This is a genomic window from Desertimonas flava, assembly GCF_003426815.1.
GTDB classification, from domain to species: Bacteria; Actinomycetota; Acidimicrobiia; order Acidimicrobiales; family Ilumatobacteraceae; genus Desertimonas; species Desertimonas flava.
On sequence record NZ_QKYK01000002.1, the window covers coordinates 403,542 to 423,906 of the forward strand.

Consider the following 20,365-nt stretch of genomic DNA (forward strand, 5'->3'; position numbering starts at 1 on the left):
TTCGTCTGAATCTCCCTCTATGGTTCCGGGTCTGATCATCTGGATCGGGGAATCGCGCGACGAGTCGTGGGAGGTGATGCTTGGCTCGGTACCTGCTCAAACGGACGCTCAACTACGTGATCCTGCTGTTCGTCGCGGTCACCATCGTCTACTTCCTCGCCGCATCACAGCTGAATCCGCTGGCTCTGCAGGACATCACCAATCCCAACCGGGATTGGGACTCGATCTATAGCGCACTGGCCGACAAGAACCTGAGCCCGCGAACGCCGCTGATCGAGCGCTACTGGACGTGGCTCCGTGACGTGATCCGCTGGGACTGGGGCGTGTCACCGTCGGGCGGTTCCGTGAACGAGGCCATCAGTGCCAAGGTCTGGGTGAGCGTCCGGCTGGTCACCGTCGGCTTCGTCGTCGGCGCCGTGGTGGGTGTGATCGTCGGCGCCTGGACCGCCACCCGCCAGTACAAGGCGTCGGACCGGGCGGTCACGCTCGGGTCGTTGGTCGTCCTGTCGACTCCCGTGCCGGTCATCGCCGTCGTCCTCCAGATCAGCGCCATCTGGATCAACCGCAAGACGGGCTGGAACCTGTTCGAGTTCACCGGCGAGACCGGTCGCCACAGCGGGACGTGGATCTCGCCGTTCCTCGATCGGCTGCAGCACCTCCTCCTGCCGACGATCGGTCTGGCGCTCACCCAGATCGCCTTCTTCAGTCGCTACCAGCGCAACCTGATGCTCGACACGCTCGGTGCGGACTACGTCCGCACCGCCCAGGCGAAGGGTCTGAGCCGCCGCCGGGCCGTGTTCAAGCACGGGCTGCGGACCGCGTTGATCCCCACGGGAACGCTGTTCGCCTTCCAGGTGGCCACGATCTTCGTCGGCGCGACGTTCACCGAGACGTTGTTCGGCTGGCACGGGATGGGCGAGTACTTCATCCAGTCCCTGCTCAACCAGGATGTCCACGGCACGGTCGCTGTCGCCGCCTTCTCGGGCGTGTGCGTCATGGTCGGTGCCATCGCCTCAGAGCTCTTCGTCGTGGTGCTCGACCCCAGGGTGAGGGTGTCGTGAGCGCCGTCCCGCTCCAGATCGACACCGAAGCGTTCGGCGAGCTCGCTGAGCCCGACGCCGACGCCCCTCGCCAGCGCTTCTCGCGACGGGCCCTGGTGTGGCGCCGGTTCCGGCGCAACCGGATGGCCGTCGCCGGGTTGGTCGTGTTGGTGATGCTCGCCCTGCTGGCGCTCGCCGGCCCGTGGCTGATCGCCGACTGGACCCACACGGAGCTCGACCCCGGCTACAACCTCCAGGGACCGAGCCGCCGGCACTGGTTCGGCACGACGCAGAACGGCCGCGACCTGTTCGCCATGGCGCTCCAGGGTCTGCGCAAGTCGATGCTGATCGGCCTCGCCGTAGGGCTCGGCTCGACCACGATCGCCGCCCTCGTCGGCTCGTTCGCCGCCTACTTCGGCGGCTGGTTCGACCGCATCGCGATGTGGGTGATCGATCTCCTCTTGGTGCTGCCGGCGTTCCTGATCATCGCCATCATCATCAACGTCGCCGGGGGCGGCAGCAGCCTGTTGCTGCTCGTCGTGATGCTCGCCGGGCTGGGCTGGATGCTGTCGGCGCGCGTGGTCCGCAGCCTGGCCATGTCGGTCAAGGAGCGAGAGTACGTCACCGCCGCCCGCTACATGGGCGTGCCCGGCTGGCGCATCGTGCTGCGCCACATCCTGCCCAACATCTCGTCCCTGCTGATCATCGACGCGACGCTGGCGATCGGCGCCGCGGTCATCGCCGAGACGGGCTTGTCGTTCTTCGGCTTCGGGATCCGACCGCCGGACGTGTCGCTCGGGACGTTGATCGGCGACGGAGCCCGGATGGCGACCACGTACCCGTGGACGTTCTACTCGGGTGCCGGATTCCTCGTGCTGATGGTGGTGTCGATCAACTTCGTGGGCGACGGGCTGCGCGACGCCCTCGACCCGTCCTCACGGTCGGGAGGGCGCGCATGAGCGAGCTCGGGACGGTGGAGCGCAAGACCCGGCGGACCGCAGCCGGGACGGTGCTCAGTGTGCGCGACCTGCACGTGTCGTTCCCGTCCGAGGACGGCGTGGTGAGCGCCGTCCGCGGGGTGTCGTTCGACGTCGCCGCCGGCGAGGTGCTGGGCATCGTCGGCGAGTCGGGCTCCGGCAAGTCGGTGACCTCGATGGCGATCATGGGGCTGCTCCCCGCCTCGGCGAAGGTGTCCGGTTCGGTCACCCTGCACGGCGACGAGCTGCTCGGTCGGACCGACCGGGAGCTGTCCCGGCGCCGCGGCACCGAGATCGCCATGGTGTTCCAGGACCCGCTGTCGGCGCTCACTCCGATCTACACCGTCGGCGACCAGATCGTCGAGGCGCTTCAGGTCCACTCGTCGATTCGAGGGGATGCGGCGCGCCGCCGAGCCGCCGAGCTGCTCGAGCTCGTCGGCATCCCCAACCCGCGAATGCGCCTGAAGTCGTTCCCCCACGAGTTCTCCGGGGGGATGCGCCAGCGGGTGATGATCGCCATGGCGATCGCCAATGACCCCGACGTCATCATCGCCGACGAGCCGACCACCGCGCTCGACGTCACCATCCAGGCCCAGGTGCTGGAGGTCCTCAAGACGGCCCGACACGAGACCGGGGCGGCGGTGATCATGATCACCCACGACCTCGGCGTGGTCGCCGGCCTCGCCGACCGCGTGCAGGTGATGTATGCCGGCCGCGCCGTGGAGACCGGCTCGGTGGACGACATCTACCAGCGCCCGCGCATGCCCTACACCATCGGCCTGCTCGGGTCGGTCCCGCGTCTCGACGACCGCGAGCGGGGTCCGCTCGCCCCGGTCGAAGGCAACCCCCCATCGCTGCTCGACCTGCCGCCGGGCTGCCCGTTCGCCCCGCGCTGTCCCCTCGCCGAGGACCGCTGCCGCGAGCTCGAGCCGGTGCTCGAGCCGGTCGACTCCGGGGCCGATCACCGGGTGGCGTGCGTCCGCAGCGACGAGGTGGCCGGCGGGAACCTCGGCTACGCCGACATCTTCCCCGTCCCCGAACGGACCCAGCCGGTGCTCGCGGCCGTCGACCGGGACGACCGAGTGACGGTGCTGCGGGTGGACGGCATGCACAAGTCCTTCCCGCTCACCAAGGGCGCCGTGTTCAAGCGCCGCATCGGCACCGTGCACGCGGTCGACGGCGTGTCGTTCGACATCCGCGAGGGAGAGACGCTGGGTCTCGTCGGCGAGTCGGGCTGCGGGAAGACGACCACCCTGCTGCAGATCCTCGACCTCCTGCCCCCCGAGGCCGGGTCGGTGGCGGTTCTCGGCAGGGACGTCGCCTCGCTGTCGGGCCGGGCCGAGCGCACGGCGATCCGGCGCGACCTGCAGGTCGTGTTCCAGGATCCGATGGCATCGCTCGACCCCCGGATGCCGGTGTTCGACCTGCTCGCCGAACCGTTGCGGACCCACGGGATGTCGAAGGCCGACATCGCCGTACGCGTCGCCGACCTGATGGAGCTCGTCGGGCTCGAGCCGTCGCACGTGAGCCGCTACCCGCAGCACTTCTCCGGTGGCCAGCGCCAACGCATCTGCATCGCCCGAGCACTCGCCCTCGAACCCAAGCTCGTGGTGCTCGACGAACCGGTCGCCTCGCTCGACGTGTCGATTCAGGCCGGCGTGATCAACCTGCTCGACGAGCTGCGGTCGCGCCTCGGGCTTTCCTATCTGTTCGTCGCCCACGATCTGGCGGTGGTCCGCCACATCGCCGACCGCGTGGCGGTGATGTACCTCGGCCGCATCGTCGAGATCGGCGAGACGAACCAGTTGTTCGCCGAGCCGCGGCACCCCTACACCCAGGCGCTGCTGTCGGCGATCCCCATTCCCGATCCGGTCAAGGAGCGCGAGCGAGTCCGGATCCTGCTGCAGGGCGACCTGCCGAGCCCCCTCGAGCGCCCGTCCGGATGTCGCTTCCGGACGCGGTGCCCCCTGTTCGCCACCCTGGGCGACGCCGACCGCCAACGGTGCGTCTCCGACGATCCCGACCTCGTCGGGACCGCGGGCGACCACGCCGTGGCCTGCCACTTCCAACGAGTGGTCGAGGTCGTGCGCGACAAGCAACCGACATCATGAGTTCCGGGAGGACATCGATGAGATCTACTCGAACCGTGCGGGGACCACTCCGCGCTGCCGCAGCCGTCGCGGCTGTCGTGGCCGTCGGCGGTGCCGGCGTCGCCGCAGCCGGGGGACCTCAGAGCGCCCCGCCGGACGACGCTGCCGGACCGACGACCGAGCTCGATCCCAACACGACGATCAACATCAATCCCCAGCCGCGGGAGAACCTGCAGCAGGGCGGCGAGCTGCGCTGGCCCGTCGCGTCGCTCGCCGACAACTGGAACATCAACCACCCCGACGGCGGCCAGATCGACTATTCCGACATCATCGAGCCGATGTCGTACTTCCCGTTCCTCTCCGACGAGAACGGCGAGCTGACCGTCGACACCGACTACGTGCTCTCCGTGGAGGAGAGCGGCGGCGACACGGCCGGCGAGACGGCCGGCACCGAGACGGCCGCCACCGAGACGGCCGCCACCGGACTGCGGCGCCCGGCCACGGCGACGACCGAGCCGGCCGGATCGGACGCCGCCGGGACATCGGGAGCGCCGTGCGAGCTTGGTGACGACCCCTACACCGTCACCTACACGCTCAACCCCGAGGCCCACTGGAACAGCGGGGACCCCATCACCTGGGTCGACTACGAGGCCACGTGGCTCGCCCTCAACGGGGTGAACGAGGAGTTCCAGGTCCGCGACACCGAAGGGTTCGACCTCATCGGCGCCGTCGAGCAGGGCGTCGACGAATATCAGGTGGTCGTCAAGTTCTGCCGCGACTACCCCGACTACGAGGCGCTGTTCAGCAACCTGCAGCCGGCGGCGACGATCGCCGACCCGGAGACCTACAACACGGGCTGGATCGGCGAGCTCAACAACGACTGGTTCGCTGGGCCGTTCATCGTCGGCACGTACGACGCCAACCAGGGCGTCATCGAGATGGTGCCCAACCCCGACTGGTGGGGCGAGGCGCCCCTGCTCGACAAGATCATCTTCCGCGTGGTGTCGTCCGATGCCACCGGCCAGGCGTTCGCCAACGGCGAGCTCGACTACTACGACATCGGTGTCGACGCCAATGGCTACGCCCTGGCGTCGAGCACGCCCGGGGGCGAGATCCGCGCCGCCGCCGGTCCCAACTGGCGTCATTTCACGATGAACTCCGGGCCCAACGGCGGGTTGGTGCAGGAGCAAGCCATCCGCCAGGCGATCCAGCTGTCGCTCGACCGGGCGGCGATCGGGGCGTCGGACCTCGCCGGCATCCCGTGGCCGGCCAAGCCGCTCAACAACCACATCGTCGTCGAGAACTCGCAGTGGTACCAGGACAACGGCGGCGAGTGGGGCCGCTACGACCCGGAGGTGGCGGCGACGATCCTCGACGACGCCGGCTGGGTGATGGGCGATGACGGCGTGCGTGAGAAGGACGGTCAGCGACTGACGATCCGCTTCTCGCAGATCGTCGGCGTGCCGGTGTCGGAGAACGAAGCGCAGCTCTTCCAGGCCCAGCTCGGCGACGTCGGCATCGAGGTCGAGATCGTCGACCTCACGCAGGACAACTGGTCCGACGAGCTGGTGGCGGGCAACTTCGAGGTGATCGCCTTCTCGTGGCTCGGCACCCCGTTCCCGTTCCGTGGCGTGAACCAGCTCTACGGCGACGGCTCCGACAGCAACTTCGGGTTCTCGTCGATCCCCGAGCTCGAGCCGCTGCTCGCCGACCTGGCGACCAACACCGACGACGAAACCCGGTCCGAGCTCGCCAACCAGATCGACCAGATCCTGTGGGAGTACGGCCACACGCTCCCGCTGTACCAGCGGCCCGAGCTGATCGCGGTGAACGCCGACCTCGCCAACATCGGCGCCTTCGGCTTCATGACGCCTCGTGACTGGACCAACATCGGCTACGTGAGCTGACCCTCGCGTCGCGCGCTCCGGCGTGCGGCCATCCATCGGCGCTCCTTACCTCCTGAGTGCCGCAACGGCCCGGCGGGTTCCATCCCCGCCGGGCCGTTTTGTTGCGTTCCCCGGCCACGCAGGCCGCGCGCGCCGGTCGGCTCCGCTAGCGCTCCGCCGCCCTACCTCCTCGGACTTCAGGACGCTCGCTGCGCTCGCTGAACTCCGGACGTTGTCGCGCTGTTGCGTTCCCCGGCCACGCAGGCCGCGCGCGCCGGGCGGCTCCGCTAGCGCTCCGCCGCCCTACCTCCTCGGACTTCGGGACGCTCGCTGCGCTCGCTGAATCGCCTGAGTCTGCACTGCGGACGCTCCTCCCGCTTCGGTGAGGGTTGAACGATGGATGTGCGTACGGAATAGGCCGCTGCGAGCGCGCTGGGTCGGCACTTCGGCCTGGGCCGTCGCGTCTCACCGGAGGGTGGTGGGTGGTGGTGGTCTCGGTCAATAGGGTGTCTCGTCGTGCGCCACTCCAACGTTGCCGTCGTCGTGTTGCTCGTCGGGGCGGGGGTGCTGGGAGGCTGTGGCGGGGACGACGAGGCGACGGTCGTGCCGGGCACCGTCGTCGTCGACGACACGGGATCGGGGGACACCTACGTCCTCCCCGCGGCGTTCGCCGTCGGACAGACGGCGACCCTCTCGGGCGAGTTCACCTCCTCGGTCTCGGTGAGCGGCCCGACCGACGACGAGTACTCGATCACCGTCTCGGTCGAGTACCACTCGGAGGTCGTCGAGCTCACCGACGACGGTGGTGCGGTCGTCGAGTCCGAGTACGTCGCGGCGGCCGTCGACGCTTCCGACGAAGGCGTCGACACCGGAGCGTTCGAAGACCTCGTCGGAGTTCGCTACCGGGAGACGTACGCGGCCGACGGCTCCGTCGTCGACACGGAGCTGGTCGACGAGGACTCGCTCAGCGACGCCCAGCGGGCGGCTGCCGAGGACATGATCGGTCAGGCGTCGACGAGCACGATCACGTTCCCCACCGAGCCCGTCGGCGTCGGGGCGACCTGGGCGAGCGACTCGACGCTGCTCTCGCAGGGTGTCGAGATCGTCGTGATCGACCGCTACGAGCTGATCGACGTCGTGGATGGCGTGTACACCATCACCGTCGAATACGGCAGCCCGATCGACGACACGGTGGGCGGCGAGGACGTCACCGGGTCGATCTCGGCCCGCGGCGTCATCCGTGGCGACGTCGAGAACCCGCTCGCCGTCACGGCGCAGCTCCGCCAGCTCGTCGACATGTCGGTCGAGGGGGAGGGCACGCTCGAGATGTCCGTGGACGTCGCGACTCGCGCCGAGGGCATCGAGCCGCTGGACGAGGGAACGTCGCCGAGCGACACCCCTGCCGACTCGACCACCGACTCGACCACCGCCGGCTGACGGGGCGGGCGCCTGCGCCCGAACTCGCGGCGGTGTCGCCACGTCGGATCCTCCGTGACTACGAATCGAATCACCCCGATCGTCCGCCGCGCCATGACCGGAGGTGCCGTGTGCGGCCTGGCCGTGGCCGGACTGGCTGCCGGCACCGCCGGCGCCGCGTCGAGCGAGCCGCCGACCTCGGATGCGGCCACCGCCGCAGCCGCCGACGAGATCCAGTTCCCGATCGCCTACGAGGTGGGCCAGACCGCCGTCCAGACCGGACGTTTCACGACCGAGATGAGCGGCAGCATGCTCGGCGGGGAGTCGTTCACGGTGGACTTCGAGATGGCGATGACGTCCGAGGTGATCGAGGTCGACGAGGACGGCAGTGGCGTGCTCCAGATCACGTTCGACTCGACCGAGGTGCTCGAGGCCCCGGACGGAGCCGACCTGTCCACGCTCGATGATCTCGTCGGTGTCAGCTACACGCAGGAGTTCGATGCGGACGGTGAGATGGGCGACGTCGAACTCGCCGACGAGGACTCGCTGACCGACGACCAGCGTGACGCGTTCGAGGAGTTCGGCGATCAGGCCCAGGCGGCGACGGTCACCTTCCCCGAGGTGGCGGTGGCCGTCGGCGACACGTGGTCCGAGGAGACCGAGATCGAGTCCGAGGGCATCGAGATCCCGATGACACTCGACTACGAGCTGGTCGCCCTCGACGCCGAGACGTACACCTTGGAGATGACCGCCTCGTCGGAGTTCTCCGACGAGATCCAGGGGACCGACGTCGACGGCGACGTCCTCGCCACCGGCACCGTGGTCGGACGTCGCGACAACCCGCTGGCGATGTCGGTGACGCAGAACCAGGCGATCACGATGCACGCGGACGGCGAAGGATCGCTCGAGCTGGTCATCGACCTGACACTCGAAGCCGACGGGCTCCCCCTGCCGGCGTGACAGCGGCCATCGACGGCGGAGGGCCTCACGGTTGGTGCCAGGCACCGACCGTGAGGCCCTCGTTCGTCGAGCCCGGGCGCCCCGGCGCTACACCGCGGCGTAGTACTCGCGGCCGAGGTGGGTGATCTGGTCCTCACCCATCAGCCAGCGCAGGGTGTTCTTCAGCTTCACCAACTGGGTGAAGAGGTCGTGCTCGGGGTAGAGGCCCGGCGCCACCTGCGGGCTCTTGTAGTAGAAGCTCAGCCATTCCTGGATGCCGCCGAGCCCGGCGCGCTGGGCGAGGTCGGAGAACAGCACGAGGTCGAGCGCGAGGGGAGCGGCGAGGATCGAGTCGCGGCACAGGAAGTCGACCTTGATCTGCATCGGGTAGCCGAGCCACCCGAAGATGTCGATGTTGTCCCACCCTTCCTTGTTGTCGCCGCGGGGCGGGTAGTAGTTGATGCGCACCTTGTGGAAGATGTCGCCGTAGAGCTCGGGGAAGCGGTCGGGCTGGAGGATGTCTTCGAGCACGCCGAGCTTCGACTCCTCCTTGGTCTTGAAGTTGTCGGGGTCGTCGAGCACCTCGCCATCGCGGTTGCCGAGGATGTTGGTGGAGTACCAACCCGACAACCCGAGCATGCGGGCCTTGAGCATCGGGGCCAGCACCGTCTTCACCAGCGTCTGGCCGGTCTTGAAGTCCTTACCCGAGATCGGGACGTTGCGCTCGGTTGCCAGCTGGCGGAGCACCGGTGTGTCCACCGCGAGGTTCGGGGCCCCGTTGTTGAACGGCACGCCCTCCAGCAGGGCGGCGTAGGCGTAGAGCATCGACGGGGCGATCGTGGGATCGTTGGCGTCGATCGCCTTCTCGAAGGACTCGAGGTCCATGTGGGCCGGGCCGGGTTCGATGAAGATCTCGGTCGACGCCGCCCAGAGCATGACGACGCGGTCGACCTGCTTCTCCTCACGGAAGCGGTTGATGTCCTCGCGGATCGCGTTGAGCATCGAGCGCTTGTCGATCGACGCCTGGACGTTGTCGGCGTCGATGTTCTTCACGTACGTGCGGTCGAACGCCGCCGGCATCGGGCGGACGTCGCGGAGTGCCTCCGACACCTGCTCGATGTGCTTGCCGCCCTCGAGCACGCCGGCCCGCTGGGCGGCGACGTAGGCGTCGTCCGGGAACGGGTCCCAGGCGCCGAACACGATGTCGTCGAGCGGCGCCAGCGGCACGAAGTCACGAATGAAGGGGTGACGGTCATCGGTGCGCTTGCCGAGGCGGATCGTGTCCATGAGGGCCAGCGAGCCGATCGGCTGGGCCAGGCCTCGCTTGACGAGCTCGACACCTGCGATCAGGGTCGAGGCGACGGCACCGAGCCCGACGGTGAGAACACCGAGGCGCCCGTCGGCGGGCTGCACGGTTGGGGAAGGAGGAGGATTCATCGGTCGCAAGGCTATTGGGCCGCCGGCCGGACGCAGGTAGTCGCCCGGCGGCCGTGAGGGGGCGTTGGCTGCCCGTCACCCCTACCATCTGGCCCCATGTCCGCCGTGATGATGCCCGGAAAGCCCGTCGCCGATGCGATCTTCGCCGACCTCGACGGACGGGTGTCCCGGTTGCGCGACGCCGGTCACAACCCGGGCCTCGGCACGATCCTCGTGGGCAGCGATTCGGCGTCCGAGGGATACATCCGCATCAAGCAGGAGCGGGCGGCCGAGCTCGGGTTCGCCAACGCCCACATCCATCTCGCCGACGACGCATCCCAGGCCGACGTCGTGGCCGCCGTTCGCGAGATGAATGCCGCTGCCGAGATCGACGCGGTGCTCATCCAGCACCCGACGCCGCCGCACATCGACTACGAGGCGGCGTTGGCCGAGCTCGACCCCGACAAGGATGCCGACGGTCAGCATCCGATGAACATGGGTCGGTTGGCGCTTGGCATGGACGGGCCGATCCCGTGCACGCCTGCCGGTATCGAGGCGCTGCTGGCGTTCTACGAGATCCCGGTCTCGGGTCGTGAGGTGGTGGTGCTCGGCCGCGGGTTCACGCTCGGCCGGCCGCTGTCGCTCCTGCTCTCCTTGAAGCGTCCCACCGCCAACGCCGCGGTCACCGTCGTGCACACCGGTGTGCCCGACTGGCCCGAATACACCCGCCGGGCCCCCATCGTGATCGCCGCCGCCGGCGTGCCGGGAATCCTCCAGCCCGAGCACATCCGTCCGGGGGCCGTGGTCGTCGGTGGCGGCGTCCGCTACGAGGGTCGGCGGTTGCTCCCCGACGTCGACGAGCGTTGTGAGGAGGTCGCCGGGTGGATCACGCCGCGCGTCGGCGGCGTGGGGCCCACTACGATCGCCATGCTGTTCCGCAACACCGTGGAGGCAGCCGAACGACGCGCCGGCGTGCGCTGACCCTGGCCGGCGGCAGGGCGCACTTCCCGAAGCGTGACGCGTGCTCACCGCCATTGGCACGACGGTGTGCGTGCTGGGCGGCATGAGCCGTCATAAGAGGGCGCCGTGGCAGGATCGATGGCGGACCCCCGAGCCCACCACGACGCCGTTCGTCGCCATGGCGAAGGCGACGAGAGCTGGCGGATCTGGTCCGCGATGTGTCGATCGCAGGGGGGCCGATCCAGTGCTCGCTCCGCCGAGGCGGGCACCGAACCGGCCACCTGCTACCGGCGACGAATGCGCCGGACGACGGGGCTCGGGCTGCCGCCGCAGCCCGAGCCCCATACGACGAAGCTCAGAGGGTCTCGGGCAAGACGAACGACGGCGTCTGGCCACCGCCGCCTTCCACTCGCGGCCCGGGTACGCAGAGCGGGCTCGCGGGAGGATAAGTCACCGACGCCGACGCTTCGGGATTGACCTGGAAGTAGACGGTCAGCGGCGCACGGGCCCAGCTCCACTCGTCCCCTTCGGTCCAGGAGCCGTCGGAGTTCTGCGTCCAGCCCGGCCAGTCGATCGTGGCGCCCCCCGAGACCACCGCACCCGGCCACAGCACGCGGCCCGAGAGCGGCTGGTTCGTGTACACGAACTCCTCGCCGCCGGCACCGCGGAAGGTGATGGTGACGGTCGTCGCCGACGTCCCGGTGGCCCTCACCCGATACACGAGATAGGGGGTGTCGTGCTCACAGAGCGGGGCCACCAACTCGACCGTCAGCGTGGGCTGTGCCACGGTCGTGCACGTGGTGAGGGGGTAGTCGCTGCCGCCGCAGTCGGCCGCCGGAGCGACGCTGGGCGCCTCGCCACCAAGAGCCGATGCGCCCGCGGGTACAGTCGTGACGACGAACGCGCCGCCGATGAGCAATGTGGTAGCAAGCCGCGCAATACGCGTCTTCATGTCAATTCCGCCTTTGTTGTCCGCCGCCCGTCTCCGGGCATGCGATGCATCCTTCCGCAAGGATCCATCAGATTCCCCGCCGCCGCGGGCCGCCGTTCTCGCGTGAGAACTGAGCGGCACTATAGCGGAACGCGCTATGCGTGCCAAGCACTAAATGGGCGAAGTGCGACGTGATCCGGGATGCCGACTCGTATGCTCCGCCGGTGGTCCCGGCGCTCCGCGAACAACCGAGGCGTGCGCCGGCGGTATCGAGGTTCGCACCGTTGCTCGGGTCCTGCGTCGCCTTGATCGTTCTCGGCCGTGGTCTCTCGCCCACCGGTCAGGCAGGAGTCGACGTGATTCTCGTCGCTGGCGCTGCTGGTGCCGCGGGTGCTCTCGGTTCCCGAGCCCCCGCATGGACGTTGGTGGTGGCGGCGACCTCGTCAATCGTGATCTCCGGGGCCCTCGTCCCTGCCGTCGTGGCTGGCAGTGCCCTGGTGTTGGCGTTGGTGCCGCTCTTGACGGCCGTCCCCCTCCGTTCGTGGCTGCTCGCCGCGTCGTGGGGCTGTTGTCTCAACGCGTTGGCGCGTAGTGAGCTGCGGGGCGTTCTCGGGCTGTCGGCGTTGGTCGCCTGCGGTACGGCTGTCATCGTCGCCGTGGTCGGTCTTCGGGCGTTCTCCCGTCGTGTGCGCAGGGTCGTGTGGCTGACGTCAGCACTGCTGTGCCTCTCGGTCGTCGCGTCGAGTGCGGCGTTCGGAATCGTCACGCTGCGTTCCCGTCAGGAACTCGTGGACGGCGTGGACGCGGCCGAGTTCGGAGTCGCCGCCGTGGAGTCGGGCGACTTCGAAGCGGCAGCCATGTGGTTCCAGCGGTCCGCCGACCTCCTGCAGTCGGCGAACGAAGAGGTCAACTCGATACTGACGTTCCCGGCCCGAGCCGTGCCCGTCGTCGCGCAGCATCGCAATGCTCTGGAGCGCTTGAGCCAGATCGGCGCCGACGGCGCCTCAGCGGTGGCCGCGGCGCTCGGCGAGGTCGACCTCGACGAGTTGAGGGTGACCGACTCCCGGATCGACCTCGAGGCGCTCGTCGCCCTTCAAGCGCCGCTCAATCGGGTCCGTGACGAGCTCGTGCAGCTCCGTGAGGAGTCGGTCGGCTCGCGATCGGTGTGGCTCGTCGGCCGGGCAACTGAGGAGCTGGACGAGTTCGACGACAGCCTCGCCGAGCACCTTCCGTCGCTCGACAACGCGCTGAACGCGATCGAGCTCGCACCCGACATGCTGGGCGCCGCCGGTCCTCGCACCTATCTGCTCTTATTCACGACCCCGTCCGAGTCGCGCGGTCTGGGCGGCTTCGTCGGCAGCTACGCCGAGCTCGCTGTGGTTGACGGACGCCTGACGCTCGGTCCGGCGGGCCGGGCGAGTGATCTCGACACGCTCGTGGAGAACGCCGGGGGCCGCGTCAACGGCTTCGAGGAGTTCCGGGCGCGCTACGGACGGTTCGGCTTCGACAACGACGGGGCCGGGCTCGTCGGGGATGCGGCATTCCGCAACCTCGCCGTGACGCCCAGCTTTCCGTGGGTCGGCTCGATCGCGGCGGACCTGTACGAGCAAGCGACGGGTCAACACATCGACGGAGTGATCGCCGTCGATCCGTTCGTCGTCGCGAGCTTCTTGAACTACACCGGCCCGATCCACCTCGACAGCCTCGGCGTCGACCTGGACAGCGACAACGCTCTCTGGTTCCTGCTTCGCGACCAGTACATCGTCGGATCCGAGGACAACGAACGACGCACCGATGCGTTGGGCGAGGCGGCAGCGATCGCGTTCGATCGCATGATGCACGGTCAACTTCCCGATCCGATCGCGTTCGCTCGGGAGATCGGACCGTACGTCGGCGACCGACGACTCTTGATGTGGAGCGCACACCCGCGAGAACAGGTCTTGCTCGACCGCCTCGCGGCAGGCGGCGCGATCCCGACGCCGAGTGGCCGCAACGGATGGTCCGTCACCATCGCCAACGCGGCCGGCAGCAAGATCGACAGCTTTCTGGAACGCAGCGCGTCGTACGAGACCTCGACCGATGCGAGCGGCGTGACGACGTCCACGATCAGGCTCGTTCTGACCAACACCGCTCCCAACAGCGGACTTCCGAGGTACATCATCGGCAGTGAGGTCGGCCTGCCGCCCGGGACAACCCGCCTCTATGTGTCGTTCTACAGCTCGCTCGATCTTGTTGGCGCCACGCTCGATGGGACCGAGCTCGAGCTGGAGCGGTCGACCGAGCAGGGCTGGAATGTGTACTCCACCTTCGTCGAGATTCCGTCTGGGGGGTCGATCGATTTGACTGTGGATCTCATTGGTCAACTGGCCGCTCCGGACGCCATCGTCACCTGGGTCCAGCCCATGGCGAACCCGCTCGAGATTCTCGAGTAGGCGTGGCGGTCAACGAGTCCGCAACGTGCGCCGGGCCCGGCCGACCAGGCGCCACAATGCCGAGGTCGTGGCCGGTGCCGCGACCGCCAATCCTGCAACGTAGGTGACGACGAAGACCGCCGTGTCGATCGCAAGGAACCCGAGTCCGACCACGATGGGCCGAGTATCCGACTGCAGGACCAGATGTTCGAGAGCTGCCGTGATCGCGGTCGACAGCGCGGCGCAGGGAAGTGGCGGGAGCAACGCGCCCAGGATGTCGCGCGTTGAAAACCGCACGACCAGTGCGGCTAGGCAGACGCACGTGATGCCGACCATCACCGCTGTGGCCGAGATCGCCGCTCCGGCACCCACGACCCCGAACAGATGGACCAGGGCGACGAGGAGCCCGATACCGAGCAGCACCTCCGTGGCCGTGTACCAGTTCAGTAGCCCCGTCCTGCCCCCGCCCTTGATCGCCTCCTCGCTGACGGAGATCAGCGCCTTGCCGAGGCCGAGGCCGGACATCGCCACCACGACCACCCCGGCCTGACGCCATGGCTCGCCGAGAACAACCACGACGGCCGGTGTGCCGAGCGCGATCATCAGGCCGCCGACCAACGCAGACCCGACGAACGCCCAGTGAACGGCGCGAAGGTAGGCCACGCGCAAGCGGTCCGCGTCTCCCCTGATTCGAGAGAACGCCGGGAACAGGCTCGTCGCACCGACCTCGATGATGCCTCTGACCGGTATGAGTGCGATCCTCTGGCCGTACCGGAACTGACCGAGCGCTGCCGGGCTCAACGAGCCCCCGACGACCGTGGTCTCGGCCACCGACTGAACTCGTGCTCCGATCATGCCGAGCACGAGCGGTCGGCCGTATCGGGCGGACTCCCGCCACATCGCCATGGACGCCCGCCCCCTGCCGGGACGCCAGTCGGTGATCATCCACAAACTCACGACCCACACCAGAGAGGAGGCGTAGAGGCCGGCGACCATGCTCCAAACACCCCAGCCGAGCGCTGCCGTTGTCACGGCGACGCCCGCATAGGACACGGCGACCGCCGGGCCGACGATCAGTCGACGACGCACGCTGAATTCGCGCTGCAGCATCGCTTCTGGCACGTTGGTGAGCGCATGAAGCAGCACGACGCCGGAGGAAGCCGCAGCGACGACCCCGGCGTGGCGATCATCGACGAGCATGCCGATGACCGGTGCCGCAGCGAGCGCCGCCATCGCCATCAGCACGCCTCCGATCGTGGTGGCATAGAAAACCGTCTCGGCCGCGTCGGCAAGGTGGTCTTCGCGGTGGACGAGCCCGGCGCGCAGTCCGCCTTCGGCGAAGGTGCCGACGAACGTCACGAGGACGGTTCCGGCGACGAAGATGCCGACTTCCGTCGGTGATAGGAGTCGAGCCAGGGCGACCGTCTGTCCGACGGTGATGAGTTCCCCGACGACGAGCGCGACAGCCGACGCCGCCGCCACGCGTCCGATGTGCGAGCGCAGCGGCTTCTCACTCCCCGGAGCCGACTCGGCCGGGCGCTCGCTGAGAGCATCGGTCATCGCGAGTGCGGGCCCTCCGGTGCGCTACCGACGAACTCATACGCACGCTCGAATGCGGCCAGGCTGCTCTGGATCTGGGCCGCCGCCCGCTCGCGCAGGGCATGGCGGATTTCCGGAGCCTCGGCGTGGGCGGCGTGGATGGCGTCGTCGAGCCGCGCCGCCAACCCGTCGTCGCCGACGTTGATCACTCTCATGCCCTCGCCGAACATGTCGGCGAGCCCGAACAGCTTGTCGTCGTAGTACTTCGACGAGGACAGGGCGACCACGGGAATGCCCTGCGAGAGGGCGAACACCCCGAGGTGGTATGCACTCGTCACGACCACCCGGCAGCCTGAGACCCGTTCGGCAATCGCTCGTGGGGCGACATACCGACCGAGGGGACGCCGGGCCCCTTTCACTCCGCGGACGATCGGCATCGTCGACCGGCGATCCTGCGACCGAAACTCCGCGATGAAGATTGGTGACAGGCGCAGCCCGAGATCGCCGGCTGCGGCCCGCACCGACGTCGAGATCGCCTGGCGGGCGCTGGTCGGGATCGGAGCGTAGGTCGTGTCCCGGATGCACACGCCCAAGTCGTTACCAGGGGTGTCCCGCCGAAGCCCGTACGGAAGCTCGATCGCGTCGTCGCCCGTGATCACCACGCGGTCTGCGGGCACTCCCAGTGCCTCGAGGAGCGCTGGGCCGCCGCGGCGCTCGCGCACCGCGATGAGGTTGACGCGTGGCAGCACCTCGGCTGCTCGGGCGCGGAGGAGGGGATCCTCGAGCGGGCCGATGCCCTGTCCCACCATCACCACCGGCACATCGTGCTCACGTGAATACTCGACGAGATTGAATACCCGGTTCGCCTGGGCGGCGTCCGCGTCCGTCACGTACCCGCCGCCGAGAACCACGACCAGCGACGAGTGTCGGGCCGCCGACAAGACGACGTCGGGGAGCCGTGGGCCCACAGCAGATGCCCCCTGTTCGGCTGGACCCGGTCGTCCGACGATTCGGCGCCACGCTCGAGCAGCCTTTCGAACGGCGCCCTTGTACTTCTGGCGCACGAATACCTTGGACCGGAGCCATGCCATCACGACCGGACCCACGAAGCGAGGGCCTACGCGCGCTGCGAGACGCTCAGCGACGGTCGGCGTTCCCCAGGCTTCATCAGCGAAGTGCGTCACCGCCTCGCAGTCAGGGAAGTAGGAGCGCAACAGTGAGGGCGAGTCGGTCATCACGGCGAGCCGTGCAGCCGGCCAGCGATCGCGCAGCCGGCGAAGAGTCACGTCAAGCATGGCGAGGTCGCCGTTGTTCCGGAGCCAGTACTCGCTGTTCTCCACCAAGATCCGCAACTCGCAGCCGTCGGAGACGGACCCTGGGCCACCCTTGTTCGCCATCGTTCTCGCCATCTGTAGCAGCCACGCGGCCACTCCGGTGGCGATCAGCCTGAGCACTGTACATGGTCGTCATCTCAGACCACACCGCGTCGGCCCAGCCCTCCGGCAGTCCAGTACGAAGCGACCCCCGGCGCCTATACTTCGCAACCCGAGAGTCGCTGATCGTGGGCGAGTCGGCGAGAGGGTGAAGCGTGGCACCGACGAAGAAACACTCTGACGGGCTCAAGGTGCGAGCTGTCCGGCTTGTCGTCGAAGTGCTCGAGGCCGATCCCTCGCTCTCCCTGAACGCAGCAGCAATCCGCGTCGGGGAAAGGCTGCGCGTGAGCCCGACCACATTGCGTGCTTGGTGTCGGCAGGCGGGTGTCCAAACTACGTCGAGCTCCGGTCAGTCGACCGGAGCGTCTTCGCAAGCCGTGGCCCCGTCGCACCCCGATGTCTACCGCACGTTCGGGCTGCCGGGCGACTTACCGTCGCAGACTGCGCTTCAGGTCCAGATCTCGCGGATCCGACGCCGTTGGTGGCTCGTCGCGGCCGGCGCCCTCGTCGGAATCGTCGCTGGCATCGTCTCATGGCAAACCGGCGAGACGCTGTACTCCAGCAAGGCCGCGCTCACCGTGGTCTCCGCCCAGCGCGGACCCGAGCAGGACGCCATCATGAGCCAGGGATACGTCAGCTACTTCAATGATCCCTCCTACCAGGCGAAGCTGCGTCAGCAGGCGGGAATAGCGGGGGATGTCTCGTTCAAGGCTGAGACCGTGGTCGCCAGCCCGATCCTCTATGTCATCGCCTCGTCACCGAATGCAGACGATGTGGTGACGGCGGCGTCGAGAATGGCAACGGCACTTCGGGATCAGGTCAACGACGGAGTACGAGCGAACCGTGAGGCCTCGGTCGCCGCCGTTCTCGATGCGCTCGAGGCGACCGATGGGTTACCTGGCCAAGTGCAGGATCGCATCAGTGCGATCACGGCCGACAACACGAACGAGCTGCAGGTCGTGCAACTCGAATCGGCCGTGACCTCTACGACACCCGGCCCCATTCGCACCATTGCGTTGCCGCTCGCTGCTGGTCTGGTGGTCGGGTGCTTCGCAGCGATGGCGTTCGGAGCGGCCTCCCGGCGCCTCGAGTCGGCCTTCGACGTGAGTGACAGAACGGGACTCGAAGTGCTCACCGTGCTGCCCCGCATTGATCGTCGCGGCGGCGTGGCGCAGTTCGAACAGCGTGTCGGGCAGCTCGCCAACGTGGTGAGCCGCTTCGTCCAGCAGCGGCCGATGGTGGTCGCAGTCGCTGGAGCTGGGACGAACAGGGCCGCCTCCTTCGTGGCCCGCGCCTTGGCCGTCCAGCGGGGATCGCACGGCGAGCGAACCATCCTCGTCGACGCTGAAGGCGCAACGTCTGAAGCAACAGGAGCCAGCGACTACATCGCTGACATCCGGGGAGTCACAGTCCACGACGTCGCGCAGGATGGACCAGCGGCCAACGTCCTTGTCGTTCCGTGGGGAGAACACGCGGAAGGCCCCCCGGCTGGTGGTGCGGAGCGCTTCGACGACCTGCTCGGCAAGCTCCGGGCGAACGCAGACGTCGTGATCATCGACTGCCCGCCGATCGTCGATGCCGCGGACGCGCAGGTTCTCTGCGCCGCGGCCGATGTGACCCTCATCGCGATCGAGGAGTCGGCGACCCGCACGGCGGATGTCGTCAACGGGGTCCGTCTCGTGGAGCACGTCGGCGGGCTCACCCTTGGTGCTGTTCTCATCGAACGTGGCGGCGTGCCGGAACGCCACCAGTCCGGCGCGGGTTGATGTCGTACATCCAGCACGCACGATGACTCCATCACTGGTGGGGCGGGGGCTCCTGCGGGCCCGTCATCGACGGGGGAACCCTTTGGGGGCCGGTCTGGCGCTGCCGATCACTCTGTTCGCCCTGGTCGTCGTTGCGGCCGTCCCGGATTCTGCCCACGATCTGCTGCTGTATCTGCCATTGCTGATCGTGGCCTGCGGTGCCGTTGTCGCGGGCTTGGCCGAGCCCAGATTGGCGGTCCTGTACCTCCTGATCGCGATGTTTTTTCGACTCGCGGTGCCCGACATCCTTCCGGTCGACCCCTTTGTCTTGGCCTATGTCGGAGTACTCCTGTCGGTCTCGATCTGGCTCTCTATTCGCAGGAACCATCTGCCTCGTCTCGGCATTGTCGAGTCCGCAATGGTCCTGTATCTCGCATGGAACATCTACTCGATGCTGGACACAAACCATGCGCTTGAGGCTGTCTATCCGCGCACCAACGAAGAACTCTCCGTTTACCGGTTCATCCTGACCGGAACCGCCATTCCACTGTCGATGTACGTCGTTGGTCGGACGTTCTATCGGCGCCGCGCCGATGTCACGATCGTGCTCTGGGCCCTTCTCGCCTTCGGCGGCTATTCGGCGGCGGTCAGCATCATGCAGTTTCATGGTCCGCAGGGACTGGTCTGGCCTCGCTACATCGTCGACTCACCGAACTGGGTGGGGCGCGCCAACGGGGTGTTCAACCAGCCCGTCGTCAATGGTCTTGCCCTCACCGCCGGCTTCCTGGCGGGGTTGTTCCTCGCCGTCCAGCCACGCTCGCGCCGATGGATCACCATGCTCTCCGCCGGCACGTCCGTTGCTGCGGCCTACGGAATATATCTCACCCACACCAGAGCGGTGTGGTTGGCCTTCGTCCTCGTGTGCGTGATCGGTGCGATGTGCTCGGATTCGATGCGGCGAGGTTTCATCGCCGTGCTTCTGGTGGTTACGGTCGGAGTAGCCGCGACCTGGTCAACCTTCACGAGCGCAGACCGAGATGCCGGGGGAATAGGCTCGGCCAATGAGATCCATGACCGGCTCAACTCGATTGCTACTTCGCTCTGGGCATTCGAGCGAGAACCGTTCACCGGATGGGGAATCGGCAGGTTCACGGCGATCAACACCGTCCACCACCAACAATTTTCGCAGGATGTCAGCTGGGTCCGTGGCTATGGCATAGCGTCGCACTTTAACGAGCTCGGAATTCTTGTTGAGCTCGGCGTCGTGGGGCTGATGTTGTGGCTCACGGCTATCGTGCTCATCATTGTGCGCCTTACGGAAATGTATCGATCTCAATCGAATGACTTGTTCGTGCGCGAATTTGTGCTTCTCGCTCTCCTGCTTCTCGGTTCGGTCATTCTGGCGGGTCTGACAGTCGACCTACGCTTCTTCGACTTTCCCGTGGCCGCAACGATGTTGCTCGTCGGAATGGCTCTGGAGGCGAGCCGCTGCAACGACCTGGGCGAGCGCAGTCGGATCGAGCCGGTGGAAAATCTGTCGTGAACACGCGTTGGGTCCTGTGGGTTTCCACCGCACTCGAGA

General features: G+C 67.8%; 14 protein-coding genes. 10 read left to right on the plus strand and 4 right to left on the minus strand.

What is annotated here, in order from left to right:
* Nucleotides 1-80: 80 nt before the first annotated feature.
* The 6 genes from DN771_RS04485 (at nt 81) to DN771_RS04510 (ending at nt 8,369) form a co-directional block, all read left to right on the plus strand.
* On the plus strand, nt 81-1,061 hold the full coding sequence (locus tag DN771_RS04485; protein ID WP_116996109.1) for an ABC transporter permease: 981 nt from the start codon (nt 81-83) through the stop codon (nt 1,059-1,061).
* Nucleotides 1,058-1,999, plus strand: coding sequence for an ABC transporter permease (locus DN771_RS04490; RefSeq protein WP_205528419.1), 942 nt, complete (start codon nt 1,058-1,060; stop codon nt 1,997-1,999). The genes DN771_RS04485 and DN771_RS04490 overlap by 4 nt, the downstream gene beginning before the upstream one ends.
* On the plus strand, nt 1,996-4,128 hold the full coding sequence (locus DN771_RS04495; protein ID WP_116996110.1) for a dipeptide ABC transporter ATP-binding protein: 2,133 nt from the start codon (nt 1,996-1,998) through the stop codon (nt 4,126-4,128). The genes DN771_RS04490 and DN771_RS04495 overlap by 4 nt, the downstream gene beginning before the upstream one ends.
* 17 nt (nt 4,129-4,145) lie before the next feature.
* Nucleotides 4,146-6,014 carry an ABC transporter family substrate-binding protein gene (locus DN771_RS04500; RefSeq protein WP_162941522.1) on the plus strand — a complete coding sequence of 623 codons (1,869 nt, stop codon included), beginning with the start codon at nt 4,146-4,148 and terminating at the stop codon, nt 6,012-6,014.
* Nucleotides 6,015-6,509: 495 nt separating this feature from the next.
* Nucleotides 6,510-7,430 (plus strand): hypothetical protein, encoded by a 921-nt coding sequence (locus DN771_RS04505; RefSeq protein WP_116996112.1) that lies wholly within the window; start codon nt 6,510-6,512, stop codon nt 7,428-7,430.
* Nucleotides 7,431-7,484: 54 nt separating this feature from the next.
* On the plus strand, nt 7,485-8,369 hold the full coding sequence (locus DN771_RS04510) for a DUF6263 family protein (protein ID WP_162941523.1): 885 nt from the start codon (nt 7,485-7,487) through the stop codon (nt 8,367-8,369).
* A gap of 87 nt (nt 8,370-8,456) precedes the next feature.
* Here DN771_RS04510 and DN771_RS04515 read toward each other — a convergent pair whose 3' ends face one another.
* A complete protein-coding gene (locus DN771_RS04515) occupies nt 8,457-9,785 on the minus strand; it encodes an inositol-3-phosphate synthase (protein ID WP_116996114.1) in 1,329 nt (442 codons plus the stop codon).
* A 96-nt stretch (nt 9,786-9,881) separates the two neighbouring features.
* Between DN771_RS04515 and DN771_RS04520 the strand changes: the two genes are divergently transcribed.
* Nucleotides 9,882-10,745: a bifunctional 5,10-methylenetetrahydrofolate dehydrogenase/5,10-methenyltetrahydrofolate cyclohydrolase gene (locus tag DN771_RS04520; protein WP_116996115.1), complete on the plus strand. Its 864-nt coding sequence runs from the start codon at nt 9,882-9,884 to the stop codon at nt 10,743-10,745.
* 334 nt (nt 10,746-11,079) lie between these two features.
* Here the strand turns inward: DN771_RS04520 and DN771_RS04525 are convergent, their stop codons facing one another.
* Complete coding sequence (locus tag DN771_RS04525) at nt 11,080-11,676, minus strand: peptidase (RefSeq protein WP_162941524.1); 597 nt, start codon at nt 11,674-11,676, stop codon at nt 11,080-11,082.
* A 335-nt stretch (nt 11,677-12,011) separates the two neighbouring features.
* On the opposite strand from DN771_RS04525, the gene DN771_RS04530 reads away from it, so the two are divergent.
* Nucleotides 12,012-14,087, plus strand: coding sequence for a DUF4012 domain-containing protein (locus DN771_RS04530; RefSeq protein ID WP_162941525.1), 2,076 nt, complete (start codon nt 12,012-12,014; stop codon nt 14,085-14,087).
* Between the two features lie 9 nt (nt 14,088-14,096).
* On the opposite strand, the gene DN771_RS04535 is transcribed toward DN771_RS04530, so the two are convergent.
* On the minus strand, nt 14,097-15,626 hold the full coding sequence (locus DN771_RS04535; protein ID WP_116996118.1) for an oligosaccharide flippase family protein: 1,530 nt from the start codon (nt 15,624-15,626) through the stop codon (nt 14,097-14,099).
* The gene (locus tag DN771_RS04540; protein WP_321196049.1) at nt 15,623-17,014 is read right to left on the minus strand and encodes a polysaccharide pyruvyl transferase family protein; all 1,392 of its coding nucleotides are present in this window, start codon (nt 17,012-17,014) and stop codon (nt 15,623-15,625) included. Before DN771_RS04540 ends, DN771_RS04535 begins: the two co-directional genes overlap by 4 nt.
* Nucleotides 17,015-17,193: 179 nt before the next feature.
* Here DN771_RS04540 and DN771_RS04545 point away from each other — a divergent pair, with 179 nt between their 5' ends.
* Together DN771_RS04545 and DN771_RS04550 are read left to right on the plus strand one after the other, a co-directional pair.
* Nucleotides 17,194-18,804: a hypothetical protein gene (locus tag DN771_RS04545; RefSeq protein WP_162941527.1), complete on the plus strand. Its 1,611-nt coding sequence runs from the start codon at nt 17,194-17,196 to the stop codon at nt 18,802-18,804.
* 22 nt (nt 18,805-18,826) lie between these two features.
* Nucleotides 18,827-20,326 carry an O-antigen ligase family protein gene (locus DN771_RS04550; protein ID WP_162941528.1) on the plus strand — a complete coding sequence of 500 codons (1,500 nt, stop codon included), beginning with the start codon at nt 18,827-18,829 and terminating at the stop codon, nt 20,324-20,326.
* Nucleotides 20,327-20,365: the final 39 nt, after the last annotated feature.

Coding starts and splice junctions, on each gene's coding strand:
- DN771_RS04495 (WP_116996110.1), top strand. CDS start 1,996: ATGAGCGAGCTCGGGACGGTGGAGCGCAAGACCCGGCGGACCGCAGCC.
- DN771_RS04500 (WP_162941522.1), top strand. CDS start 4,146: ATGAGATCTACTCGAACCGTGCGGGGACCACTCCGCGCTGCCGCAGCC.
- DN771_RS04515 (WP_116996114.1), bottom strand. CDS start 9,785: ATGAATCCTCCTCCTTCCCCAACCGTGCAGCCCGCCGACGGGCGCCTC.
- DN771_RS04520 (WP_116996115.1), top strand. CDS start 9,882: ATGTCCGCCGTGATGATGCCCGGAAAGCCCGTCGCCGATGCGATCTTC.
- DN771_RS04525 (WP_162941524.1), bottom strand. CDS start 11,676: ATGAAGACGCGTATTGCGCGGCTTGCTACCACATTGCTCATCGGCGGC.
- DN771_RS04535 (WP_116996118.1), bottom strand. CDS start 15,626: ATGACCGATGCTCTCAGCGAGCGCCCGGCCGAGTCGGCTCCGGGGAGT.
- DN771_RS04540 (WP_321196049.1), bottom strand. CDS start 17,014: ATGGCGAGAACGATGGCGAACAAGGGTGGCCCAGGGTCCGTCTCCGAC.
- DN771_RS04550 (WP_162941528.1), top strand. CDS start 18,827: ATGACTCCATCACTGGTGGGGCGGGGGCTCCTGCGGGCCCGTCATCGA.